The sequence below is a fragment of the Streptomyces sp. NPDC023481 genome (assembly GCF_055560195.1).
Genome location: NZ_JBVHJE010000015.1, coordinates 131,433 through 151,986 on the forward strand (window position 1 = coordinate 131,433; position 20,554 = coordinate 151,986).

The following is a 20,554-nucleotide window of genomic DNA, read 5'->3' on the forward strand; positions in this document are numbered from 1 at the left end:
CCGCCGGCCACGGGGAGCCCGCCCCTAACCCCTCTCCTCGGCCCCCACCGCCCCCTCGTTCGGCGCCCCTCTGAGCAGCACCGTGAGGAGGCGGACCGCTCCCCGCTTGTGCAGGGGGTCGTTGCCGTTGCCGCACTTGGGGGACTGGATGCAGGACGGGCAGCCGGCCTCGCATTCGCAGGAGGCGATGGCCTCGCGGGTGGCGGCGAGCCACGCGCGGGCGGTGTGGAAGGCGCGCTCGGCGAAGCCCGCGCCGCCGGGGTGGCCGTCGTAGACGAAGACCGTCGGGAGCAGCGTGTCAGGGTGCAGCGGGATCGAGACGCCGCCGATGTCCCAGCGGTCGCAGGTCGCGAAGAGGGGCAGCATGCCGATGGAGGCGTGCTCCGCGGCGTGCAGGGAGCCGCCGAGGATCTCCGGGGTGATCCGGGCCTCGTCCAGCTGGTCCTCGGTGACCGTCCACCACACCGCGCGGGTACGCAACGTACGAGGAGGGAGGTCGAGTTTCGTCTCGCCCAGCACTTCGCCGGTGATCAGGCGTCTGCGGAGGTAGGAGACCACCTGGTTGGTGACCTCCACCGAGCCGTAGCAGAGGCGGCCGGCGCCCCACGGGATCTCGGTGTCCGTCTCCAGGATGGAGATGGCCGTGGTGTCGCGGGCGACCGTGGAGTACGGCGGGTCGGCCTGTTCGACCAGGGCGACGGAGTCCTCCAGGTCCAGGGACCGTACGAGGTAGGTGCGGCCCTGGTGCAGGTGGACGGCGCCCTCATGGACCGTGGAGTGCGCGGCGCCCGCGTCGACCGTGCCGAGCAGGCGGCCCGTGCCGGACTCGACGACCTGCACCGGGCGGCCGCCGGCGCCGCGGATGTCGGTGAGGTCGGCGGCCCGTTCCCGCCGGGTCCAGTGCCAGGCCTTGGTCCGGCGGCGGAGCAGCTTCGCGGCCTCCAGCTGCGGCAGCACGTCCGCGCAGCCGGGGCCGAAGAGGTCCAGGTCCTCCTCGGTCAGCGGCAGCTCCGCGGCGGCGGCGCACAGGTGCGGGGCGAGGACGTAGGGGTTGTCGGGGTCGAGGACCGTGGATTCCACCGGCCGGTCGAACAGGGCCTCGGGGTGGTGGACCAGGAAGGTGTCCAGCGGGTCGTCGCGGGCGACGAGGATCGCGAGGGCGCCCTGGCCGGCGCGGCCGGCGCGGCCCGCCTGCTGCCACAGGGAGGCGCGGGTGCCCGGGTAGCCGGCGATCACCACCGCGTCCAGACCCGAGACGTCAACGCCCAGTTCCAGGGCCGTCGTGGCGGCGAGGCCGAGGAGTTCACCGGAGTGCAGGGCGCGTTCCAGGGCGCGGCGCTCCTCGGGGAGGTAGCCGCCGCGGTAGGCCGCGACACGCCGGACCAGGGAGCGGTCGACCTCGACGAGCCGTTCCTGGGCGATCACCGAGATCAGCTCGGCGCCGCGCCGGGAACGCACGAAGGCGACCGAGCGCACGCCCTGCACGGTCAGGTCGGTCAGCAGGTCGGCGGTCTCGGCCGTGGCGGTACGCCGTACGGGTGCGCCCCGCTCGCCCTGCAGTTCGGTCAACGGGGGCTCCCAGAGGGCGAAGACCAGCTCTCCGCGCGGGGAGGCGTCGTCGGCGACCTCCACGACCGGCAGGCCGGTCAGCCGGCGGGCGGCGACAGCGGGCTCGGCGGCGGTCGCCGAGGCCAGCAGGAACACGGGGAAGGAGCCGTAGCGGGCGCACAGGCGGCGCAGCCGGCGCAGCACCTGGGCGACGTGTGAGCCGAAGACGCCCCGGTAGGTGTGGCACTCGTCGATGACGACGTATTTGAGCGACTTCAGGAAGGAGGACCAGCGCGGGTGGGAGGGGAGTATCCCGCGGTGCAGCATGTCTGGGTTGGTCAGGACGTAGTTGGCGTACTGGCGGATCCACTCCCGCTCCTCGAACGGTGTGTCGCCGTCGTACACGGCCGGGCGTACCGAGGTGCCGAGGGGTTGTGAAAGTTTTTTCACCGCCCGGCACTGGTCCGCCGCGAGCGCCTTGGTGGGGGACAGGTAGAGGGCGGTGGCGCCGCGGCCGTTCGGCGCCTCGGCGCCGACCAGAAGGGTGGACAGGACGGGCACGAGGTACGCCAGGGACTTGCCGGAGGCGGTGCCGGTGGCGACGACCACCGAGTCGCCGTCCAGGGCGTGCTCCGCGGCCAGGGCCTGGTGCGCCCAGGGGTGCTCGATGCCGCACGCCTGGACGGCGGCGATCACCTCGGACCGAATCCGCTCAGGCCAGACGGCATGGCGGCCCGCACGCGGGGGCAAGTGCTCCGTATGAGTGATGCGCGCAGCCCGGCTCGGCCCGGAGGCGAGCCGGTCCAGGACCGTGCCCGGAGACGGGCTGGAGGCCGCGTGGGCCTGGGGTCGATCGGATCGGTGATTCTTGGCCATCGGCACCGAGTGTGTCACTGGCGTGACGGACAATGGAGTCAAGGCGTCGTGCACGCCTGCCGGTAAGTGATTGAATGCCATCGCGGCTGGCGTAGTCGTCCCGGGGGCCGCAAGACGAGGTGCCCGAGGGGCGAACCGCTCGATAGCAAGGTGCTGGAGGATCCGTGGACCTGTCCCTGTCGACCCGTACCGTCGGCGATCGTACGGTCGTCGAGGTCGGTGGCGAAATCGACGTATATACCGCGCCCAAGCTGCGCGAGCAGCTGGTCGAGCTGGTGAACGACGGGAATTTCCACCTCGTCGTGGACATGGAGGGCGTGGATTTCCTCGACTCCACCGGGCTCGGCGTGCTGGTCGGCGGCCTGAAGCGGGTGCGTGCCCATGAGGGCTCGCTCCGCCTGGTCTGTAACCAGGAGCGCATTCTCAAGATCTTCCGGATCACCGGCCTCACCAAGGTGTTCCCGATCCACACCTCGGTCGAGGAAGCGGTGTCGGCGACCGACTGATCGGTTACCGACCGATCCGGACCGCTCGTCGGCGTCGGGCTCCCCTGGGGGCCCGGCCGCCGTCCGGCCCCGTCCGGCCGGTCCTGTCCCGGGCCGACGCAGACGATGCGCGGGAGGCGGGGCCGGGCACAGAAGTACACCAGGGGTGCGGGCGCCCGGCGCCCCGCCCCCGACCGCACGCCCGTAGTCGTGAGGGGGATGCATGGCCACCGTCGAACTCCGCTTCAGCGCGCTGCCCGAGCACGTCCGGACCGCCCGGCTGGTGGCGGCAGCGGTGGCGCGCAGGGCCGGAGTGGACGAGGCCGTCCTGGACGAGGTGCGGCTCGCCGTGGGCGAGGCCTGCTCCCGTGCCGTCGGACTGCACCAGATCAGCGGCGTCACGGCACCGGTGAAGGTGGCGCTGATCGAAGAGGAGAAACAGTTCTCCATCGAGGTCGGCGATGAGGCGCCGCACGCCACGCCGGGCGACACGCCCGGAGCGGCGCAGGACGGCGACGCGGAGGTCGAGGAGGACGAGATGGGCCTCGCGGTCATCAGCGGCCTTGTCGACGACGTGGAGGTCACCACCGGGCAGGACGGCGGCCTGATCCGCATGACCTGGCCGACGACACCGCCGGCCGCCGCACTCGCCTGACCGGACCCGGCCGGCCGGGCCGGTCCGAACCCCGAGCAATCGCCCAGGGGCCCTGCTGAGCAGGGCCCCTGTCGCGTTTTCGGATGACCATCGGAATTCGTGAAGGAATTCACGATCAAAACCCGATAATTTGATCAAGCGCCCAACCGGCCCGTCAATGCCTCAAGGGCATTACCTCTTTCGGGTTTGCTGTAGGCGCATGCAGGCCAATTCCGTTTACCGTCCCCTGTTTAGATCACCCGGTGGTACCTACAATCCGTCCACATCTTGAGCTCAGCCCAAGCGTCAAGGAGGACGAATGGCGGGGCTTTCTACCCCACGTCAGTTGGGTCACCCCACTTCCCTCGCAGCCGCGGTACTGACGGACGACAACCGGATCATCGTGGCGGTCATCGCGGCGGTCGCCGTGGCCGCGCTGGTGGTCGCGGGAATCCTGGTCCGTCAGGTGCTGGCGGCCGGCGAGGGCACCGACAGCATGAAACGGATCGCCGAGGCGGTCCAGGAAGGTGCCAAGGCGTATCTCGCCCGGCAACTGCGCACGCTCGGCGTATTCGCCGTGGTCGTCTTCTTCCTGCTCATGCTGCTGCCCGCGGACGACTGGAATCAGCGGGCCGGCCGCTCGGTGTTCTTCCTGATCGGAGCGGCATTCTCGGCGGCCACCGGCTATATCGGCATGTGGCTCGCCGTGCGCAGCAATGTGAGGGTCGCCGCGGCGGCCCGGGAAGCGACACCGGCGGAAGGCGAACCGGAAAAGGATCTCACCACCGTCTCGCACACCGCGACGAAGATCGCATTTCGCACGGGCGGCGTCGTCGGCATGTTCACGGTGGGGCTCGGCCTGCTGGGCGCCTCCTGTGTGGTGCTGGTCTACGCCGCCGACGCCCCGAAGGTGCTGGAGGGCTTCGGCCTCGGCGCCGCCCTGATCGCGATGTTCATGCGGGTGGGCGGCGGCATCTTCACCAAGGCCGCCGACGTCGGCGCCGACCTGGTCGGCAAGGTCGAACAGGGCATTCCGGAGGACGACCCGCGCAATGCCGCGACCATCGCCGACAACGTGGGCGACAACGTCGGCGACTGCGCGGGCATGGCGGCCGACCTCTTCGAGTCGTACGCCGTGACCCTGGTGGCCGCGCTGATCCTCGGCAAGGCCGCCTTCGGCGACTCCGGGCTGGCCTTCCCGCTGCTGGTGCCCGCCATCGGCGTGCTCACGGCGATGATCGGCATCTTCGCGGTCGCCCCGCGTCGCAAGGACCGCAGCGGTATGACGGCGATCAACCGCGGCTTCTTCATCTCCGCGGTGATCTCCCTGGCGCTGGTCGCGGTCGCGGTCTACGTCTACCTGCCGTCGAAGTACTCGGCACTGGCCGGCGTCACCGACGCGGCGATCAAGGGCAAGGCCGGTGATCCGCGCATCCTCGCGCTGGTCGCGGTCGGCATCGGGATCCTGCTCGCCGCCGTCATCCAGCAGCTGACCGGCTACTTCACCGAAACCAACCGCCGCCCGGTGCGGGACATCGGCAAGACCTCCCTCACCGGCCCGGCCACCGTCGTCCTGTCCGGCATCTCGGTGGGCCTGGAGTCGGCCGTCTACACCGCGCTGCTGATCGGGCTCGGTGTGTACGGCGCGTTCCTGCTCGGCGGTACGTCGATCATGCTGGCGCTGTTCGCGGTGGCGCTGGCCGGCACCGGACTGCTCACCACGGTCGGCGTGATCGTCGCCATGGACACCTTCGGGCCGGTCTCCGACAACGCCCAGGGCATCGCCGAGATGTCCGGCGACGTCGAGGGCGCGGGCGCGCAGGTGCTCACCAACCTGGACGCGGTCGGCAACACCACCAAGGCCATCACCAAGGGCATCGCCATCGCCACCGCCGTCCTCGCCGCGTCGGCGCTGTTCGGGTCGTACCGCGACGCGATCACCACCAACGTGCAGGACGTCGGCGTGAAGCTGACCGGGCCGGGCTCGCCGCTCAGCCTGTCGCTGGACATCTCGCAGCCCAACAACCTCGTCGGGCTGATCGCGGGCGCCGCGGTCGTCTTCCTCTTCTCCGGACTCGCCATCAACGCCGTGTCGCGTTCGGCGGGTTCGGTGGTGTTCGAGGTGCGGCGGCAGTTCCGCGAGCACCCCGGGATCATGGACTACACCGAGAAGCCCGAGTACGGGCGGGTCGTCGACATCTGCACCAAGGACGCCCTGCGGGAGCTGGCCACGCCGGGTCTGCTCGCCGTCATGGCGCCGATCTTCATCGGGTTCACGCTCGGCGTCGGCGCGCTCGGTTCCTACCTCGCCGGCGCGATCGGCGCGGGCACGCTGATGGCGGTGTTCCTGGCCAACTCCGGTGGAGCATGGGACAACGCCAAGAAGCTGGTGGAGGACGGCCACCACGGCGGCAAGGGCAGCGAGGCGCACGCGGCCACGGTGATCGGGGACACGGTCGGCGATCCCTTCAAGGACACCGCCGGCCCCGCGATCAACCCGCTGCTGAAGGTCATGAACCTGGTCTCGCTGCTCATCGCACCCGCGGTGATCAAGTTCTCCTACGGCGACGACAAGAACGTCGGCGCGCGGATCGGGATCGCGGTCCTCGCTCTGCTGGTGATCGTCGTGGCCGTGTACATCTCCAAGCGGCGCGGGATCTCCGTCGGTGACGACGACAGCGCCCGGCGGGTCGCCAACTCGCCGGACGCCGCAGTGGTTTCGTAGGACCGGTCGCCAAGTCCTGGTCAACGGGCGGGCGGACGGCGCGTGCTGACGCGCCGGCCGCCCGCTTCCGTGTGTGCCCGCACGCCGTGAGCCTTCTCTCCCATGGTGCGAAAGGTCACAAAAGCCGACTTACGACTCGTCCGGAAGGGGGAGGGGGTGCGTTCGCCGTGTAGATTCCGGGGGCCGAGAGCCATGGAAGGGACCAATCCGGTGAACAAGAAGCTCGCGGCCGCACTGTCCGGCGGTGCGGTACTGATGGCGGCCGTGTCGGGATGCAGCGACAGCGGTGAGAAGGGCCCCGACCCCAAGCTGGTGTCCTGGGCCAAGACGGTGTGCGACGCCGTACCCGCGCCGAACGCCAAGATCAGGTCGGCCAACGCCTCGATCGCGGCCATCGCCACGGACAGCAACCTCCCGCCCAAGAGCGCCCAGAAGACGTACGCGGAGGCCTTCCAGGACATGGCCGACGGCTACAAGTCGCTCGCCAACGCCCTGGACACCGCCGGAGCGCCCCCCGGCGTCGACGGTGGCGCCAAGCTGCAGCAGGACGCCGCCAAGAACCTCGCCGGACTCTCCTCGTCGTACGCCGAGCTGAAGAAGAAGGTCGACGGGCTCGACACCAAGGACCAGGGCAAGTTCGCCCGCGGCCTCAAGGACGTCGCCAGCCAGTCCAAGGAGATCGGCAAGCAGAGCGACAGCGGCACGCAGGCGCTGAAGCGGCTGGAGCAGGAGGACGTCAAGCAGGCGATGGCCAAGCAGCCCAGCTGCAAGGTCGCCGCTTCCTCCGGCACCTCCCCGACGGCGTCGGCGACCGCGGGCTGACACCGGCGGACGCCACGCGCGCGGGCGGCCCCGGACGGCCGTCGCGGGCCACAATGGGGGCGTGACTGACTCCGGACTCGCTCCCCTGCCCGCTTCCGACCGGCCCGACAGCGCCGCGCGCCTGAGGGACGCGCTGCTGGCCGCCTCCTTCACCGCCGACGGGCTGCTCGACCTGCTCGGTCCCGCCGCGTACGCGGCGCTGGCCCGCAGCGAGACCGTGCCCGCGCTCCGGGCGACCCGTGGCGACACGCCGCTGGAGACGCTCGTGCGGCTGTTCCTGCTCCAGCAGCCGGTGCCCCACGCGCGCGTGGCGGCCGTTCTGCCGGTCGAGGACGCGCTGGAGGGCGGCTGGCTCACGCGCGTGGGCGGCGACGAGGTGGCCGCCACCGTGGACGTACGGCCCTACGGCGGTCCCGGTGGCGAGGACTGGTTCATCGTCTCCGACCTCGGCTGCGCGGTCGGCGGGGCCGGCGGCATCGGCCGGCGCGACGAGCGGGTCGTCCTGGGCGTCGGCGGTGCCTCCACGACCCTCGCCGGCATCACCGTCCGCACGCCCGTCACCTCCGCCCTGGACCTCGGCACCGGTTCCGGCATCCAGGCTTTGCACGCCGCGCAGCACGCCACGCGCGTGACGGCGACCGACCTCAACCCGCGCGCGCTGCACATCACGGCGCTCACGCTGGCGCTGTCCGGCGCGCCCGCCGCGGACCTGCGCGAGGGATCGCTGTTCGAGCCGGTCCGCCATGACGAGACGTTCGACCTGATCGTCTCCAACCCCCCGTTCGTGATCTCCCCGGGCGCCCGGATGACGTACCGGGACGGCGGCATGGGCGGGGACGATCTGTGCCGCTCGCTCGTTCAAGGGGCAGGGGAGCGGCTGAACGAGGGCGGGTTCGCGCAGTTCCTCGCGAACTGGCAGCACGTGGCGGGGGAGGACTGGCAGGACAGACTCAGGTCGTGGGTGCCGCGCGGGTGCGATGCCTGGATCGTGCAGCGCGAGGTACAGGACGTCACGCAGTACGCCGAGCTGTGGCTGAGGGACGCCGGTGACCACCGCGGGGACCCGGCGGAGTACCAGGCGCGGTACGACGCCTGGCTCGACGAGTTCGAGGCACGCAAGGTCAGGGCGGTCGGCTTCGGCTGGATCACCCTGCGCAGGACCGGGTCCGCCGAACCCGTCGTCACCGTGGAGGAGTGGCCGCACCCGGTCGAGCAGCCTCTCGGGGACACGATCCGGGCGCACTTCGACCGGCTCGACTACCTCCGCGCGCACGACGACGCGGCGCTGCTGGACAGCCACTTCCGGCTCGTCGCCGAGGTGGTCCAGGAGCAGGTCGGGCTGCCCGGCGCCGAGGACCCGGAGCATGTGGTGCTGCGCCAGCACCGCGGGATGCGCCGGGCGACGAAGGTGGACACGGTCGGTGCCGGGTTCGCGGGGGTGTGCGACGGCACGCTGAGCGCGGGCCGGATCCTGGACGCCATCGCGCAGCTCGTCGGCGAGGACCCGGTGCTGCTCCGCGACCGCACGCCCGCGCAGATCCGGCTGCTGGTGGAGCAGGGCTTCCTGGAGCCGGCGCGCTGAGCGGGTGCCGGGGCGCCCTGAGCGGGGCGCGGGCAGCCGCCGTAGCCCGGGAGCCCCGGCCGTCGTAGAGGCAGTCCGATCATCGTCTGACCGGGGCCTGCGAGTCGTCGTATGCCAGGGGTACGCGCCCCCGGAACATGCCGAGCGCGGACGGAACGGACCCGGCTCGGGAAAACGGCCGGAAAAATATGGGTACGAAATCCTCCACGCCTTGATTCGGGCGTACGTTCGAGTGCAAGGAGGCCTTCCGTTCACCCCGGCGCCGCCTGCTCGCCGCCCGCGCGTGGCACCCTCCCCGCGCTGGGCGGAACCGATGGCGGGCAGGGGGCGGACGGACGGTGGAGAGCGGTCCGGCGATCTTCGCGGGAGTGGTGTTCGCCCTGTTCGGGGCCGGTCTGCTGGCCTGGACCGGCACGCGTCTGCGGCGCGGGGAGCCGGTGGCCGTCGGTGTGAGCCGCGTCGCATCGGCCACCGTCGCGGGCGTGGCCGCCGCGGCCGCGCTGACCCTCTCCGTGTACTGCCTGACCCGGTTCTGAGAGGGGCCCACGCCATGTCCATCCCGTGGGGGGAGCGTCACGCTCCGGACAGGGGTGCGGGGGCGACCGGGCAGTCCGGGCGGCAGGAATGGCGGTAGTCGGGTTACCGTTCGAGTGGCCGTTGTGGGCTTTTCCCGTTTGACACGGGGGCGGGATGTAGCGTCACACTCCGCAGCGTCACACGAGCCAGGCAGTACGCCGCGACCCCGGGACCAGGGCCTGGGGAGGCCCCAGCGTCGACCGGAGAGAAGAGCCAAGTTGTCCCCGACCAGCGAGACCGCGCAGGGCGGTCGCCGACTCGTCATCGTCGAGTCGCCTGCCAAGGCGAAGACGATCAAGGGCTACCTCGGCCCCGGATACATCGTCGAGGCGAGCGTCGGGCACATCCGCGACCTTCCCAACGGCGCCGCGGAGGTGCCGGAGAAGTACACCGGCGAGGTGCGCCGACTCGGTGTGGACGTCGACCATGACTTCCAGCCGATCTATGTCATCAACGCCGACAAGAAGGCCCAGGTCAAGAAGCTCAAGGACCTGCTGAAGGACTCCGACGAGCTCTTCCTCGCCACCGATGAGGACCGGGAGGGCGAGGCGATCGCCTGGCACCTCCAGGAGGTCCTGAAGCCGAAGATCCCGGTCAAGCGCATGGTGTTCCACGAGATCACCAAGGACGCCATCCGCGAGGCCGTCGCCAACCCGCGCCAGCTCAACCAGAAGCTGGTCGACGCCCAGGAGACCCGCCGCATCCTCGACCGCCTCTACGGCTACGAGGTCTCGCCGGTCCTGTGGAAGAAGGTCATGCCCCGGCTGTCGGCCGGCCGGGTCCAGTCGGTCGCCACGCGACTCGTGGTCGAGCGGGAACGCGAGCGCATCGCGTTTCGTTCCGCTGAGTACTGGGACCTGACGGGCACCTTCGCGACCGGCCGCGCGGGAGACCTGTCGGACCCGTCGTCGCTGGTCGCCCGCCTGCAGACCGTCGACGGCAGGCGGGTCGCGCAGGGCCGCGACTTCGACTCGGTGGGACAGCTCAAGAGCGCGAACACCCTCCACCTCGACGAGGCGACCGCCCGCGCCCTCGCCGCCGCCCTGGAGAACACCCGCTTCTCCGTGCGGTCCGTCGAGTCCAAGCCGTACCGCCGCTCGCCGTACGCCCCGTTCCGTACGACGACGCTGCAGCAGGAGGCCAGCCGCAAGCTCGGCTTCGGCGCGAAGGCGACCATGCAGATCGCCCAGAAGCTGTACGAGAACGGCTACATCACGTACATGCGTACGGACTCCACGACCCTGAGCGACACCGCGGTCACCGCGGCCCGCGCCCAGGTCACGCAGCTGTACGGCGCCGAGTACCTGCCCGCCACCCCGCGCGTCTACGCCGCCAAGGTCAAGAACGCGCAGGAGGCCCACGAGGCGATCCGGCCCTCGGGTGATCGTTTCCGCACGCCCGCGGAGACCGGCCTGACCGGCGACCAGTTCAAGCTGTACGAGCTGATCTGGAAGCGGACCGTCGCCTCCCAGATGAAGGACGCGACCGGCAACAGCGTCACGGTGAAGATCGGCGGCATCGCCACCGACGGCCGCGACGTCGAGTTCAGCGCCTCCGGCAAGACGATCACCTTCCACGGCTTCCTGAAGGCCTACGTCGAGGGTGCCGACGACCCGAACGCCGAGCTGGACGACCGCGAGCGCCGGCTGCCGCAGGTCTCCGAGGGCGACGCGCTGTCCGCCGAGGAGATCACGGTCGACGGCCACGCCACCAAGCCCCCGGCCCGCTACACCGAGGCCAGCCTGGTCAAGGAGCTGGAAGAGCGCGAGATCGGCCGCCCGTCGACGTACGCGTCGATCATCGGCACCATCCTCGACCGCGGCTACGTCTTCAAGAAGGGCACGGCGCTCGTCCCGTCCTTCCTGTCCTTCGCCGTGGTGAACCTGCTCGAGAAGCACTTCGGGCGGCTCGTCGACTACGACTTCACGGCCAGGATGGAGGACGACCTCGACCGCATCGCGGCCGGCGAGGCCAAGGCCGTGCCGTGGCTGAAGCGCTTCTACTTCGGCGAGTCGGCGCCGGACAGCGGCTTCGCCGCCGGCGCCCCGGGCGGCGCGGCCGACGCCGGCAACGGCGACGGGGACCACCTGGGCGGCCTCAAGGAGCTGGTGACCGACCTGGGCGCGATCGACGCGCGCGAGGTGTCGTCGTTCCCCGTGGGCAACGACATCGTGCTCCGCGTCGGCCGCTACGGCCCGTACATCGAGCGCGGCGAGAAGGACACCGAGCAGCACCAGCGCGCCGACATCCCGGACGACCTGGCGCCGGACGAGCTGACCGTCGAGCTGGCCGAGGAACTGCTGGCCAAGCCCAGCGGCGACTTCGAGCTGGGCACCGACCCGGCCACCGGCCACGCGATCGTCGCCAAGGACGGCCGATACGGCCCGTACGTCACGGAGATCCTCCCCGAGGGCACCCCGAAGTCGGGCAAGAACGCGGTCAAGCCGCGGACGGCCTCGCTCTTCAAGTCCATGTCACTCGACACGGTGACACTCGACGACGCGCTGAAGCTGATGTCGCTGCCGCGCGTCGTCGGCACCGACGCCGAGGGCCAGGAGATCACCGCGCAGAACGGCCGCTACGGCCCCTACCTGAAGAAGGGCACGGACTCGCGCTCGCTGCAGTCCGAGGACCAGCTCTTCACGATCACGCTGGAGGAGGCGCTGGCGATCTACGCCCAGCCCAAGCAGCGTGGGCGGGCTGCCGCCAAGCCGCCGCTGAAGGAGCTGGGCGAGGACCCGGTCTCCGGAAAGCCGGTCGTGGTCAAGGACGGCCGCTTCGGCCCGTACGTCACCGACGGCGAGACGAACGCGACCCTCCGCTCCGGCGACAGCGTCGAGACGATCACTGCCGAACGCGGCTTCGAGCTGCTCGCCGAGAAGCGGGCGAAGGCTCCCGCCAAGAAGACCGCGAAGAAGACGACGGCGAAGAAGACCGCACCGGCGAAGAAGGCCGCCGCCAAGAAGACGGCCGCCAAGAAGACGACGGCCGCCACGAAGACGGCTGCCACGAAGAAGACGACCGCCAAGAAGACCACCGTCAAGAAGGCGACGGCTGCGGCTTCCCAGGCGACTGCTTCGGGCACGGAGGACTGACCCGGCACCGGGCCGGCGACCTCGTCCCCGGCTCGGCCGCCTCCCGGTCGGGTCTCCGACCGGTCGGGTTCGCGAAACGAACGCCCCGGCACCCTCTCGGTGCCGGGGCGCGCTCGTGCGGACACGCGAGGTGTGGTGTCAGTGGCTGCGGATAGGCTGAACGCATGACGCGAGCCGAGCAGCCAACGGCCCACACCACAGCACCGGACGACGCACTCGTCGCGGACTCCCGCGAGCGTGCCGTCCGTTCCCTGCTGCGCCGACCGCAGTTGAGGCGCCTGTGGAGCGCGCAGCTGGTGAGCGGGGTCGGAGACGCCCTCTCCCTCTTCGTACTCGTCCTGCTGGTCCTCCAGTCGGCCATAGCCGAGGGGGCGTTCGGCGGTGGCTACCGGGGCGTGGCGTTCGCAGTGGCGACCGTCTTCGCGGCCCGCGTCCTCGCCGCGCTGCTCTTCGGCGCCGTCCTCCTCGGCCCGCTGACCTCGCTCACCGCCCCGGAGGGCCCGCTCGACCGCCGCTGGACCATGGTCGGCGCCGACGGCCTGCGCGCCGCCCTGCTGATCGTCGCGCCCCTGTGGATCGACTGGACCCCGGGCAACGCGCTCGCGGTCCTGCTGGTCACCGCCTTCGTCACCGGCGTCGCCGAGCGGCTGTGGACCGTGTGCCGGGAGAGCGCCGCCCCCGCCCTGCTGCCCGCCCCGCCCCCGGAGGGCGCGACGGTACGGCCGCTGCCGGACCACCTGGACGTGCTGCGCCGCCTGTCGCTGCGTACGACCTTCCTGGCGATCCCGCTGGCCGCCGCCGCCCTGATCGTCGCCGCCCTGCTGAACAACCTGCTCGGTACCGGCGTGGCCTGGTTCGACCAGCACCACGCGGCCCTCGCGTCGTACGTGGCGGCGGGCCTGTTCGCCGCCTCGCTGTCCGTGCTGGTCTACCTGGAGCTGCCCGACACGCGCACCCCCCGCGCGCGGTCCCCGCTGGAGGGCCTGCGCCGCCCGCGCGCAGGCACCGCCGTCGACAAGGGCCGTACGGGCGCCATCCCGCTGCTCGTCCCGGCCTGTGCCGGAGTCGCCGGCGCGATCGCCGCGGCCGTCGCGGTGTGCGTGCTGCACGCCAAGGACCTCGGCGGCGGCCCGGTGCTCTACGGCCTGCTGGTGCTGGGCCTGACCGGCGGTGTCGCCGTCGGCGTCCGCACCGCCCCCGCGCTGCTGCCCTCGCTCTCCCGCCGCCGCCTGCTGGCCCTGGCGATCGCCGTCACCGGCATCGCGCTGCTGGCCGCCGGGCTGGTCCCGGACGTCACCACCGTCCTGCTGATCGTCACGCTGGCCGGCGTCGCCGCCGGCGCGGCCGCCCACACCGGGCACACCCTGCTCGACCAGGAGACCGAGGACCACCGCCGGGCGCGCACCACCGAGCACCTGCACGCCGTGGTCCGCGTCTTCATAGCGCTCGGCGCCCTGGTCGCGCCCCTGGTCGCCGCGCTGATCGGCCCGCACCGGCTGGAGAACGGCAGGTTCGTCTTCGCCCACGGCGGCGCGGCCTTCACGCTGATGCTGGTCGGCGCGCTGCTGCTGCCGGTGGCCGCGCTGGTGCTCGCCAAGGTCGACGACCGGTCCGGGGTGCCGCTGCGCCAGGACATCAGGGACGCGCTGCTCGGCGGCGACGACCCGGTCACGGCACCGGCGGCGAACGGCTTCTTCATCGCCCTGGAGGGCGGCGACGGCGCCGGCAAGTCCACCCAGGCCGAGGCCCTCGCCGAATGGATCCGCGCCAAGGGCCACGAGGTCGTGCTCACCCGCGAGCCCGGCGCCACCCCGGTGGGCAAGCGGCTCCGCTCCATCCTGCTGGACGTGTCGTCGGCGGGCCTGTCGCACCGCGCGGAGGCGCTGCTGTACGCCGCCGACCGCGCCGAGCACGTCGACACGGTCGTACGCCCCGCCCTGGAGCGCGGCGCGGTGGTGATCTCCGACCGCTACATCGACTCCTCCGTCGCCTACCAGGGCGCCGGCCGCGACCTGTCCCCGACCGAGATCGCCCGCATCAGCCGCTGGGCCACCAACGGGCTCGTCCCGCACCTCACCGTCCTGCTGGACGTCTCCCCGGAGGCCGCCCGCGAGCGGTTCACCGAGGCGCCGGACCGGCTGGAGTCGGAGCCGGCCGAGTTCCACGCACGCGTGCGGGCCGGTTTCCTCACCCTGGCCGCCTCCGACCCCGGCCGCTACCTGATCGTGGACGCCGGGCAGGAGCCCGAGGCCGTCACCACCGTGATCCGGCACCGCCTGGACATCGTGCTGCCGCTGTCCGAGGCCGAGATCAAGGCCCAGGAGGAGGCCCGCAGGAAGGCCGAGGAGGAAGCCCGCCGCAAGGCCGAGGAAGAGGCCGCCCGCAAGGCCGAGGAGGAGCGCCTGGAGCGCGAGCGCCAGGAGCAGCTCGCCCGCCTGCGCGCCGAGGAGGAGGAGCGCAAGCGCCGCGAGCTGGAGGAGGCGCAGCGCCGCGAGGCCGAACGGCAGGCGGAGGAGGCCCGGCAGCGGGCCGAGGAGGCGCACCGGCGCGCCGAGGAGGAGCGGCAGCGGCTGCTCGCCGAGGAGAAGGCCCGCGCCGAGGAGGAGGCCCGCCGCAGGGCCGAGGAGGAGCGGCGCCGCGAGCAGGCCGAGGAAGAGGCCCGGCGACGCGCGGAGGAAGAGGCCCGGCAGGCCCGGCTGCGCGCCGAGGAGGAGGCCCGGCGCCTGGAGGCGCAGCGCAAGGCCGAGGAGGCGCTGCTGCGGGCGGAGGAGGCCCGCCGGCAGGCCGCCGAGGCCGCGGCGGCCGCCGACGCGGCGGCCCGCAGGCCCGGCACGTCCCTGCCCACGGCACCGGGCGTGGTCCCGGAGGCGGCTACGGTCCCCACACCGGTGGTGTCGCCGCAGGCGCCCGCGCGCGGGACGGACACGCGGGGCACGGACACGCGGGGCACGGACGACGAGACGACGGTGCTGCGTCCCGTGCGCGAGGAGCGCGCCGCCGGTGACGCCCGGGGCCGCGGCGGTCACCCCGACTCCGAGGTGACCACCCAGCTGCCGCAGCCGCCGACGGCCACCGGACCGGCCGACGAGACCGCCGTGCTGCCGAGGGTGCCCTCGGGCGCGGCGGACGAGACGGCCGTACTCCCGCCGGTGACCGCCGACGAGACGACCCAGCTGCCGTCGGTGGCCCCGGGTGCGGCGGACGAGACCGCGGTGCTGCCGCCCGTGCGGGGCGACGCCCCGGCGGACCGGGTGCCGCCCGGTTTCTTCCGGGACGAGCAGCCCGCCACGGGCCCCGACGGCTCCGAGCCGCGCACACGCGAGATGCCCCAGCTCGACGCCGACGGCACGCCCCGCACCCGGCCGCGCTCCGACTGGGCCGAAGAGACCCCGCTCGACCACCTGCCGAGCCTCGCCGACGAGCTGCTGGGCTCCTACGACGAGGGCGAGCACGGCGACCAGGACGCCGGCGGGGAACAGGGCCGCAAGGGTCGCGGGCGAGGACGCCGGGGCTGAGGCCGTCGACGGGGGTGGCTTCGGCTTCCGGGCGCCGGTGACGGCCGTTGCCCACGCCGCGGGCGGGCCGGGCGCCGGTGACGGCCGTTGCCCACGCCGCGGGCGGGCCGGGCGCCGGTGACGGCAGTCGCCCTCGCCGGGGGGCGGGGCCGGCCGCAGCCTCCGCGACGTAACCCCCACCACCGCCCCGACCACCGCCCCCGTGCCCGCCCCACCCCCGTTGTCAGTGCCCACCCGCACAATGGAGTCCGGAACGCGAACGCGGAACGTGACTGTGACGGAAGGGCGGCGTGACCCATGACCGTGTGGGACGACCTCGTCGGGCAGGAGAAGGTGAGCGCGGTGCTCGACGCGGCCGCGCGGGACGCCGACGCCCTCGTCACGGCCGCCGCCGCGGACGCACCGCTGCCCGAGGCGTCGAAGATGACCCACGCCTGGCTGTTCACGGGACCGCCCGGCGCAGGCCGGAACCAGGCGGCGCGGGCCTTCGCCGCCGCCCTGCAGTGCGTAAGCCCCGACCGCGCTCTGGGCGGCACCCCCGGCTGCGGCTTCTGCGACGGCTGTCACACCGCGCTGCTCGGCACCCACGCGGACGTCACGACGGTCGCCGCGGTCGGTGCCGAGATCCTCGTCAAGGACATGCGGGACACGGTCCGCAAGTCGTTCACCTCCCCGGCGACCGGCCGCTGGCAGATCATCCTGGTCGAGGACGCCGAGCGGCTGAACGAGAAGTCGGCCAACGCCGTCCTGAAGGCCGTGGAGGAGCCCGCCCCCCGCACGGTCTGGCTGCTGTGCGCCCCGTCCATCGAGGACGTCCTGCCGACCATCCGCTCCCGCTGCCGCCACCTGAACCTGCGCACCCCGTCCGTCGAGGCGGTCACCGACATGCTCGTCCGGCGCGACGGCATCGAGCCGGCGGTCGCCGCGTCGGCCGCCCGCGCCACCCAGGGCCATGTCGACCGCGCCCGGCGCCTGGCCACCGACCCGACGGCCCGTGAGCGCCGTGCCGCCGTGCTGAAGCTGCCACTGCGGGTGGACGAGGTCGGCGCCTGCCTCAAGGCCGCCCAGGAACTGGTGGACGCGGCCGCCGAGGACGCCAAGCAGCTCGCCGAGGAGATGGACGGCAAGGAGACCGAGGAGCTGAAGGCGGCGCTCGGCGCGGCCCAGGGCGGCCGGCTGCCGAGGGGCACGGCGGGGGTGATGAAGGACCTGGAGGACATGCAGAAGCGCCGGAGAACCCGTACGCAGCGCGACAGCCTGGACGTCGCGCTCGGCGACCTCACCGCCTTCTACCGCGATGTCCTCGCCCTGCAGCTCGGCACCCGCGTGGCGATCGCCAACGCCGACGCCGAGGACGCCCTGGAGCGGCTGGCCCGCGGCAGCACCCCGGAGTCCACACTCCGCCGCATCGAGGCGATCGCCGCGTGCCGCGAGGCCCTGGACCGCAATGTGGCGCCGCTGCTGGCGGTGGAGGCGATGACGATGGCGTTGCGGGCGGGGTGAGGCGCCGCGCACCCCGTCACCCGTGGAAATGTCACTCGTAGGGGCGGCACCGGCCCCGCGCCGCGGACGAGCCGACCCGGCCGTGTCCCTCGTACGAGCCACCCTGACGCACGCGCCGCACTCACCTCGTCGCGCAGGGTTACGCTCGTCCGATGCGTACCAGGCCATCCCCCCGCTCCCGCCGGCACCGCACCCGCAAGCGGCCGGCGTTCCGCCTGACGGCCGGCTTCCTCGCGGCCGCCGCCCTGCTCGTGTCCGCCTGCTCGGCCGGGAACTCGACCCCGTCGGCGGACGGCAGGGTGGAGGCGGCGGCGCTCGCCGAGCTGCCGCGTGCGACGCCGTCGGCGCTGGCGCCGTACTACTCCCAGCGGCTGCGCTGGCGCGACTGCGGCGCCCCCGGATTCCAGTGCGCGACGATGCGGGCCCCGCTGGACTACGCCAAGCCCGACGCGGGTGACGTCCGGCTCGCCGTCGCCCGCAAGAAGGCCACCGGCAAGGCGAAGCCGCTCGGTTCCCTGCTGGTCAACCCGGGCGGACCGGGCGGCTCGGCGGTCGACTACCTCCAGCAGTACGCCGGCGTCGGCTACCCGGCACGGATCCGCGCCCGCTACGACATGGTGGCGGTGGACCCGCGCGGCGTCGCCCGCAGCGAGCCCGTCGAATGCCTCACCGGCCGGCAGATGGACGCGTACACGCAGACCGACATGACCCCCGACGACGCGCGGGAGCGGAACGCCCTGGTGGCGGCCGACCGGAAGTTCGCGGAGAGCTGCGGGGCCCGCTCGGCGCGGCTGCTGCGGCACGTGTCCACCGTCGAGGCGGCACGTGACATGGACCTCCTGCGGGCGGCGCTCGGCGACCGGAAGCTGAACTACGTCGGGGCGTCGTACGGCACGTTCCTCGGGGCGACGTACGCCGGGCTGTTCCCCGGGCGGGTCGGCCGGATGGTGCTGGACGGGGCGATGGACCCGTCCCTGGACGCCCGCAGGCTGAACCTGGACCAGACGGCCGGCTTCGAGACGGCGTTCCGTGCCTTCGCGAAGGACTGCGTACGGCACTCCGACTGCCCGCTCGGCGGCCGGGGTACGACGCCCGCCCAGGTCGGCGCCCACCTGCAGGCGTTCTTCCGCAAGCTGGACGCCCACCCGATCCCGACGGGCGACGCGGACGGCCGCAAGCTGGGCGAGGCGCTCGCCACCACCGCGGTGATCGCGAGCATGTACGACGAGGCGTCCTGGGCGCAGCTGCGCGAGGCGCTGACCTCGGCGATGGAGAAGAACGACGGCGCCGGCCTGCTGTCCCTCTCCGACAGCTACTACGAGCGGAACGCCGACGGCCGCTACAGCAACCTGATGATGGCCAACGCCGCCGTGAACTGCCTGGACCTGCCGCCGGCCTACGGCGGCCCGGAGGACGTCGACAAGGCGCTGCCCGCGTTCGAGAAGGCGTCCCCGGTCTTCGGCCCGGGCCTGGCCTGGGCCACGCTGAACTGCACGTACTGGCCGGTGCGGGCGACGGGCGCGCCGCACCGCATCGAGGCGAAGGGGGCGGCACCGATCGTGGTGGTCGGCACGGTCCGCGACCCGGCGACACCGTACCGCTGGGCCCGCTCCCTGGCCGCCCAGCTCTCCTCGGGCCGCCTCCTGACCTACGACGGCGACGGCCACACCGCCTACGGCCGAGGCAGCGCCTGCATCGACACCGCGATCGACACCTACCTCCTCCGCGGCACCCCGCCACCCCCCGGAAAGCGCTGCTCATAGTCCCTTCCCCCCGCCCCGGAGCCACCCCTCCGGGGCGGGTACGAAGCACCCCCCGAAACTGTGTAGACTTACCGACGTTGCCGACCGCACCCTGGTCCAGGCAGCACGCCGCTTTAGCTCAGATGGCCAGAGCAACGCACTCGTAATGCGTAGGTCTCGGGTTCGAATCCCGAAAGCGGCTCCACGAGGAACCCCAGGTCGGCTGCCCGCTGACCTGGGGTTTCGTGTTTTTCGGGGGCGAGGAGGTGGCCCTCGCGGGGACGTGGTGACAAACGGGATCAAGACGCGGCAAAGTGAATCCATGCCGGGTGAACCCCCGCCGCTGAGGCAACATCTTGGTGAACGGTGGGCAGCGTGCTGTCGGAGTGCGGTGGTGCCGTCGGTCGGATGGGGTGAGGGACGTGGTGGAGCCGAGGATCGCCGTCGCCGTGGTGACGATGGGCAACCGGCCCGCCGAGGTCGACGCCCTGCTGGAGTCCGTGGCCAAGCAGGACGTCGCGCCCGCCCGCATCGTGATCGTCGGCAACGGCTGCCGGCTGCCCGAGTTCGCCCGTCGGCTGTCGCTGCCCGGTGAGGTCACGACCATCGACGTCGAGGAGAACCTCGGCTGCCCGGGCGGCCGGAACGTCGCGCTCGCCCGGCTGCGGGAGTTCGGCGACGTCGACGTCGTCGTGGAACTCGACGACGACGGGCTGCTCGTCGACGCCGACGTGCTGCGCCGGGTACGGGACCTGTTCGCCGCCGACCCGCGCCTCGGCATCGTCGGCTTCCGCATCGCCGACGAGCACGGCGAGACCCAGCAGCGGCACGTGCCCCGGGTGGGCAGGTCGGACCCGATGCGCGGCGGTTACGTCACCGGCTTCCTCGGCGGCGGGCACGGCTTCCGCATGGCGATGCTCGCCAAAATCGGGGACTGGCCCGCCGAGTTCTTCTTCGCGCACGAGGAGACCGACCTCGCCTGGCGGGCCGCCGACGCCGGCTGGAGGATCCTGTACGCCCCCGAACTGCTCCTCCAGCACCCCAAGACCTCGCCGGCCCGGCACGCCATCTACTACCGGGTCAACGCCCGTAACCGCGTCTGGCTCGTCCGGCGCCGGCTGCCGCTGCCGCTCGTCCCGGTGCACCTCGGGCTGTGGACGCTCCTCACGCTCGCCCGCACCCGTTCCCTGCCGGGGCTCAAGGCGTGGTTCGGCGGGTTCGTGGAAGGGCTGCGGAAGCCGGCCGGTGAGCGGCGGCCGATGCGCTGGCGGACGGTCTGGCGGCTGACCCGGCTGGGGCGCCCGCCGGTCATCTGAGCCGGCGGCGGCCAGCCGCGAAGACAAGGGGAGAAAGTGGGACGGGGCCCCGGTCGTTCACCTCCGACGGCCGGGGCCCTTGTCGTCCCCGGACCCAGCCTGCGGCGACACTCCCCCGAGTTACGCGACTTACGC

General features: G+C 72.6%; 12 protein-coding genes and 1 tRNA gene. 12 read left to right on the plus strand and 1 reads right to left on the minus strand.

The genetic code is table 11. The features are described 5' to 3' along the window. Positions 1–24 precede the first annotated feature (24 nt). A complete protein-coding gene (locus ACZ3ZD_RS26965) occupies positions 25–2,505 on the minus strand; it encodes a DEAD/DEAH box helicase (RefSeq protein WP_467402322.1) in 2,481 nt (826 codons plus the stop codon). A gap of 83 nt (positions 2,506–2,588) precedes the next feature. Between ACZ3ZD_RS26965 and bldG the strand changes: the two genes are divergently transcribed. From bldG to ACZ3ZD_RS27025, 12 genes are all read left to right on the plus strand, one after another. Next, positions 2,589–2,930: an anti-sigma factor antagonist BldG gene (bldG, locus tag ACZ3ZD_RS26970; RefSeq protein WP_103840429.1), complete on the plus strand. Its 342-nt coding sequence runs from the start codon at positions 2,589–2,591 to the stop codon at positions 2,928–2,930. Positions 2,931–3,132: 202 nt separating this feature from the next. After that, positions 3,133–3,564, plus strand: a complete 432-nt coding sequence (locus ACZ3ZD_RS26975; RefSeq protein ID WP_467402325.1) for an ATP-binding protein — start codon at positions 3,133–3,135, stop codon at positions 3,562–3,564. Positions 3,565–3,862: 298 nt separating this feature from the next. Then, positions 3,863–6,268, plus strand: a complete 2,406-nt coding sequence (locus tag ACZ3ZD_RS26980; RefSeq protein WP_467402327.1) for a sodium-translocating pyrophosphatase — start codon at positions 3,863–3,865, stop codon at positions 6,266–6,268. Between the two features lie 210 nt (positions 6,269–6,478). Beyond that, complete coding sequence (locus tag ACZ3ZD_RS26985; RefSeq protein WP_467402330.1) at positions 6,479–7,090, plus strand: small secreted protein; 612 nt, start codon at positions 6,479–6,481, stop codon at positions 7,088–7,090. Between the two features lie 61 nt (positions 7,091–7,151). Continuing rightward, positions 7,152–8,672 (plus strand): DUF7059 domain-containing protein, encoded by a 1,521-nt coding sequence (locus tag ACZ3ZD_RS26990; protein WP_467402333.1) that lies wholly within the window; start codon positions 7,152–7,154, stop codon positions 8,670–8,672. Between the two features lie 338 nt (positions 8,673–9,010). Beyond that, positions 9,011–9,208: a hypothetical protein gene (locus tag ACZ3ZD_RS26995; RefSeq protein ID WP_467402336.1), complete on the plus strand. Its 198-nt coding sequence runs from the start codon at positions 9,011–9,013 to the stop codon at positions 9,206–9,208. Between the two features lie 258 nt (positions 9,209–9,466). Continuing rightward, positions 9,467–12,343 (plus strand): type I DNA topoisomerase, encoded by a 2,877-nt coding sequence (gene topA, locus ACZ3ZD_RS27000; protein ID WP_467402339.1) that lies wholly within the window; start codon positions 9,467–9,469, stop codon positions 12,341–12,343. 164 nt (positions 12,344–12,507) lie between these two features. Beyond that, entirely contained in the window at positions 12,508–15,858 is a 3,351-nt protein-coding gene (tmk, locus tag ACZ3ZD_RS27005) for a dTMP kinase (RefSeq protein WP_467402342.1), read from the plus strand. A 297-nt stretch (positions 15,859–16,155) separates the two neighbouring features. Next, complete coding sequence (locus tag ACZ3ZD_RS27010; RefSeq protein ID WP_467402347.1) at positions 16,156–17,361, plus strand: DNA polymerase III subunit delta'; 1,206 nt, start codon at positions 16,156–16,158, stop codon at positions 17,359–17,361. Between the two features lie 152 nt (positions 17,362–17,513). Further along, a complete protein-coding gene (locus ACZ3ZD_RS27015) occupies positions 17,514–19,124 on the plus strand; it encodes an alpha/beta hydrolase (RefSeq protein WP_467402349.1) in 1,611 nt (536 codons plus the stop codon). 107 nt (positions 19,125–19,231) lie between these two features. Then, positions 19,232–19,308: transfer RNA gene (locus ACZ3ZD_RS27020), tRNA-Thr, on the plus strand. A gap of 217 nt (positions 19,309–19,525) precedes the next feature. Then, positions 19,526–20,419, plus strand: coding sequence for a glycosyltransferase family 2 protein (locus ACZ3ZD_RS27025; RefSeq protein WP_467402352.1), 894 nt, complete (start codon positions 19,526–19,528; stop codon positions 20,417–20,419). Positions 20,420–20,554: the final 135 nt, after the last annotated feature.

Bases quoted from the DNA above. Each gene is read 5' to 3' on its own strand.
- tmk (WP_467402342.1), top strand. From the start codon at position 12,508: ATGACGCGAGCCGAGCAGCCAACGGCCCACACCACAGCACCGGACGAC.
- ACZ3ZD_RS27010 (WP_467402347.1), top strand. From the start codon at position 16,156: ATGACCGTGTGGGACGACCTCGTCGGGCAGGAGAAGGTGAGCGCGGTG.
- ACZ3ZD_RS27015 (WP_467402349.1), top strand. From the start codon at position 17,514: ATGCGTACCAGGCCATCCCCCCGCTCCCGCCGGCACCGCACCCGCAAG.
- ACZ3ZD_RS26975 (WP_467402325.1), top strand. From the start codon at position 3,133: ATGGCCACCGTCGAACTCCGCTTCAGCGCGCTGCCCGAGCACGTCCGG.
- ACZ3ZD_RS26980 (WP_467402327.1), top strand. From the start codon at position 3,863: ATGGCGGGGCTTTCTACCCCACGTCAGTTGGGTCACCCCACTTCCCTC.
- ACZ3ZD_RS26965 (WP_467402322.1), bottom strand. From the start codon at position 2,505: ATGGCATTCAATCACTTACCGGCAGGCGTGCACGACGCCTTGACTCCA.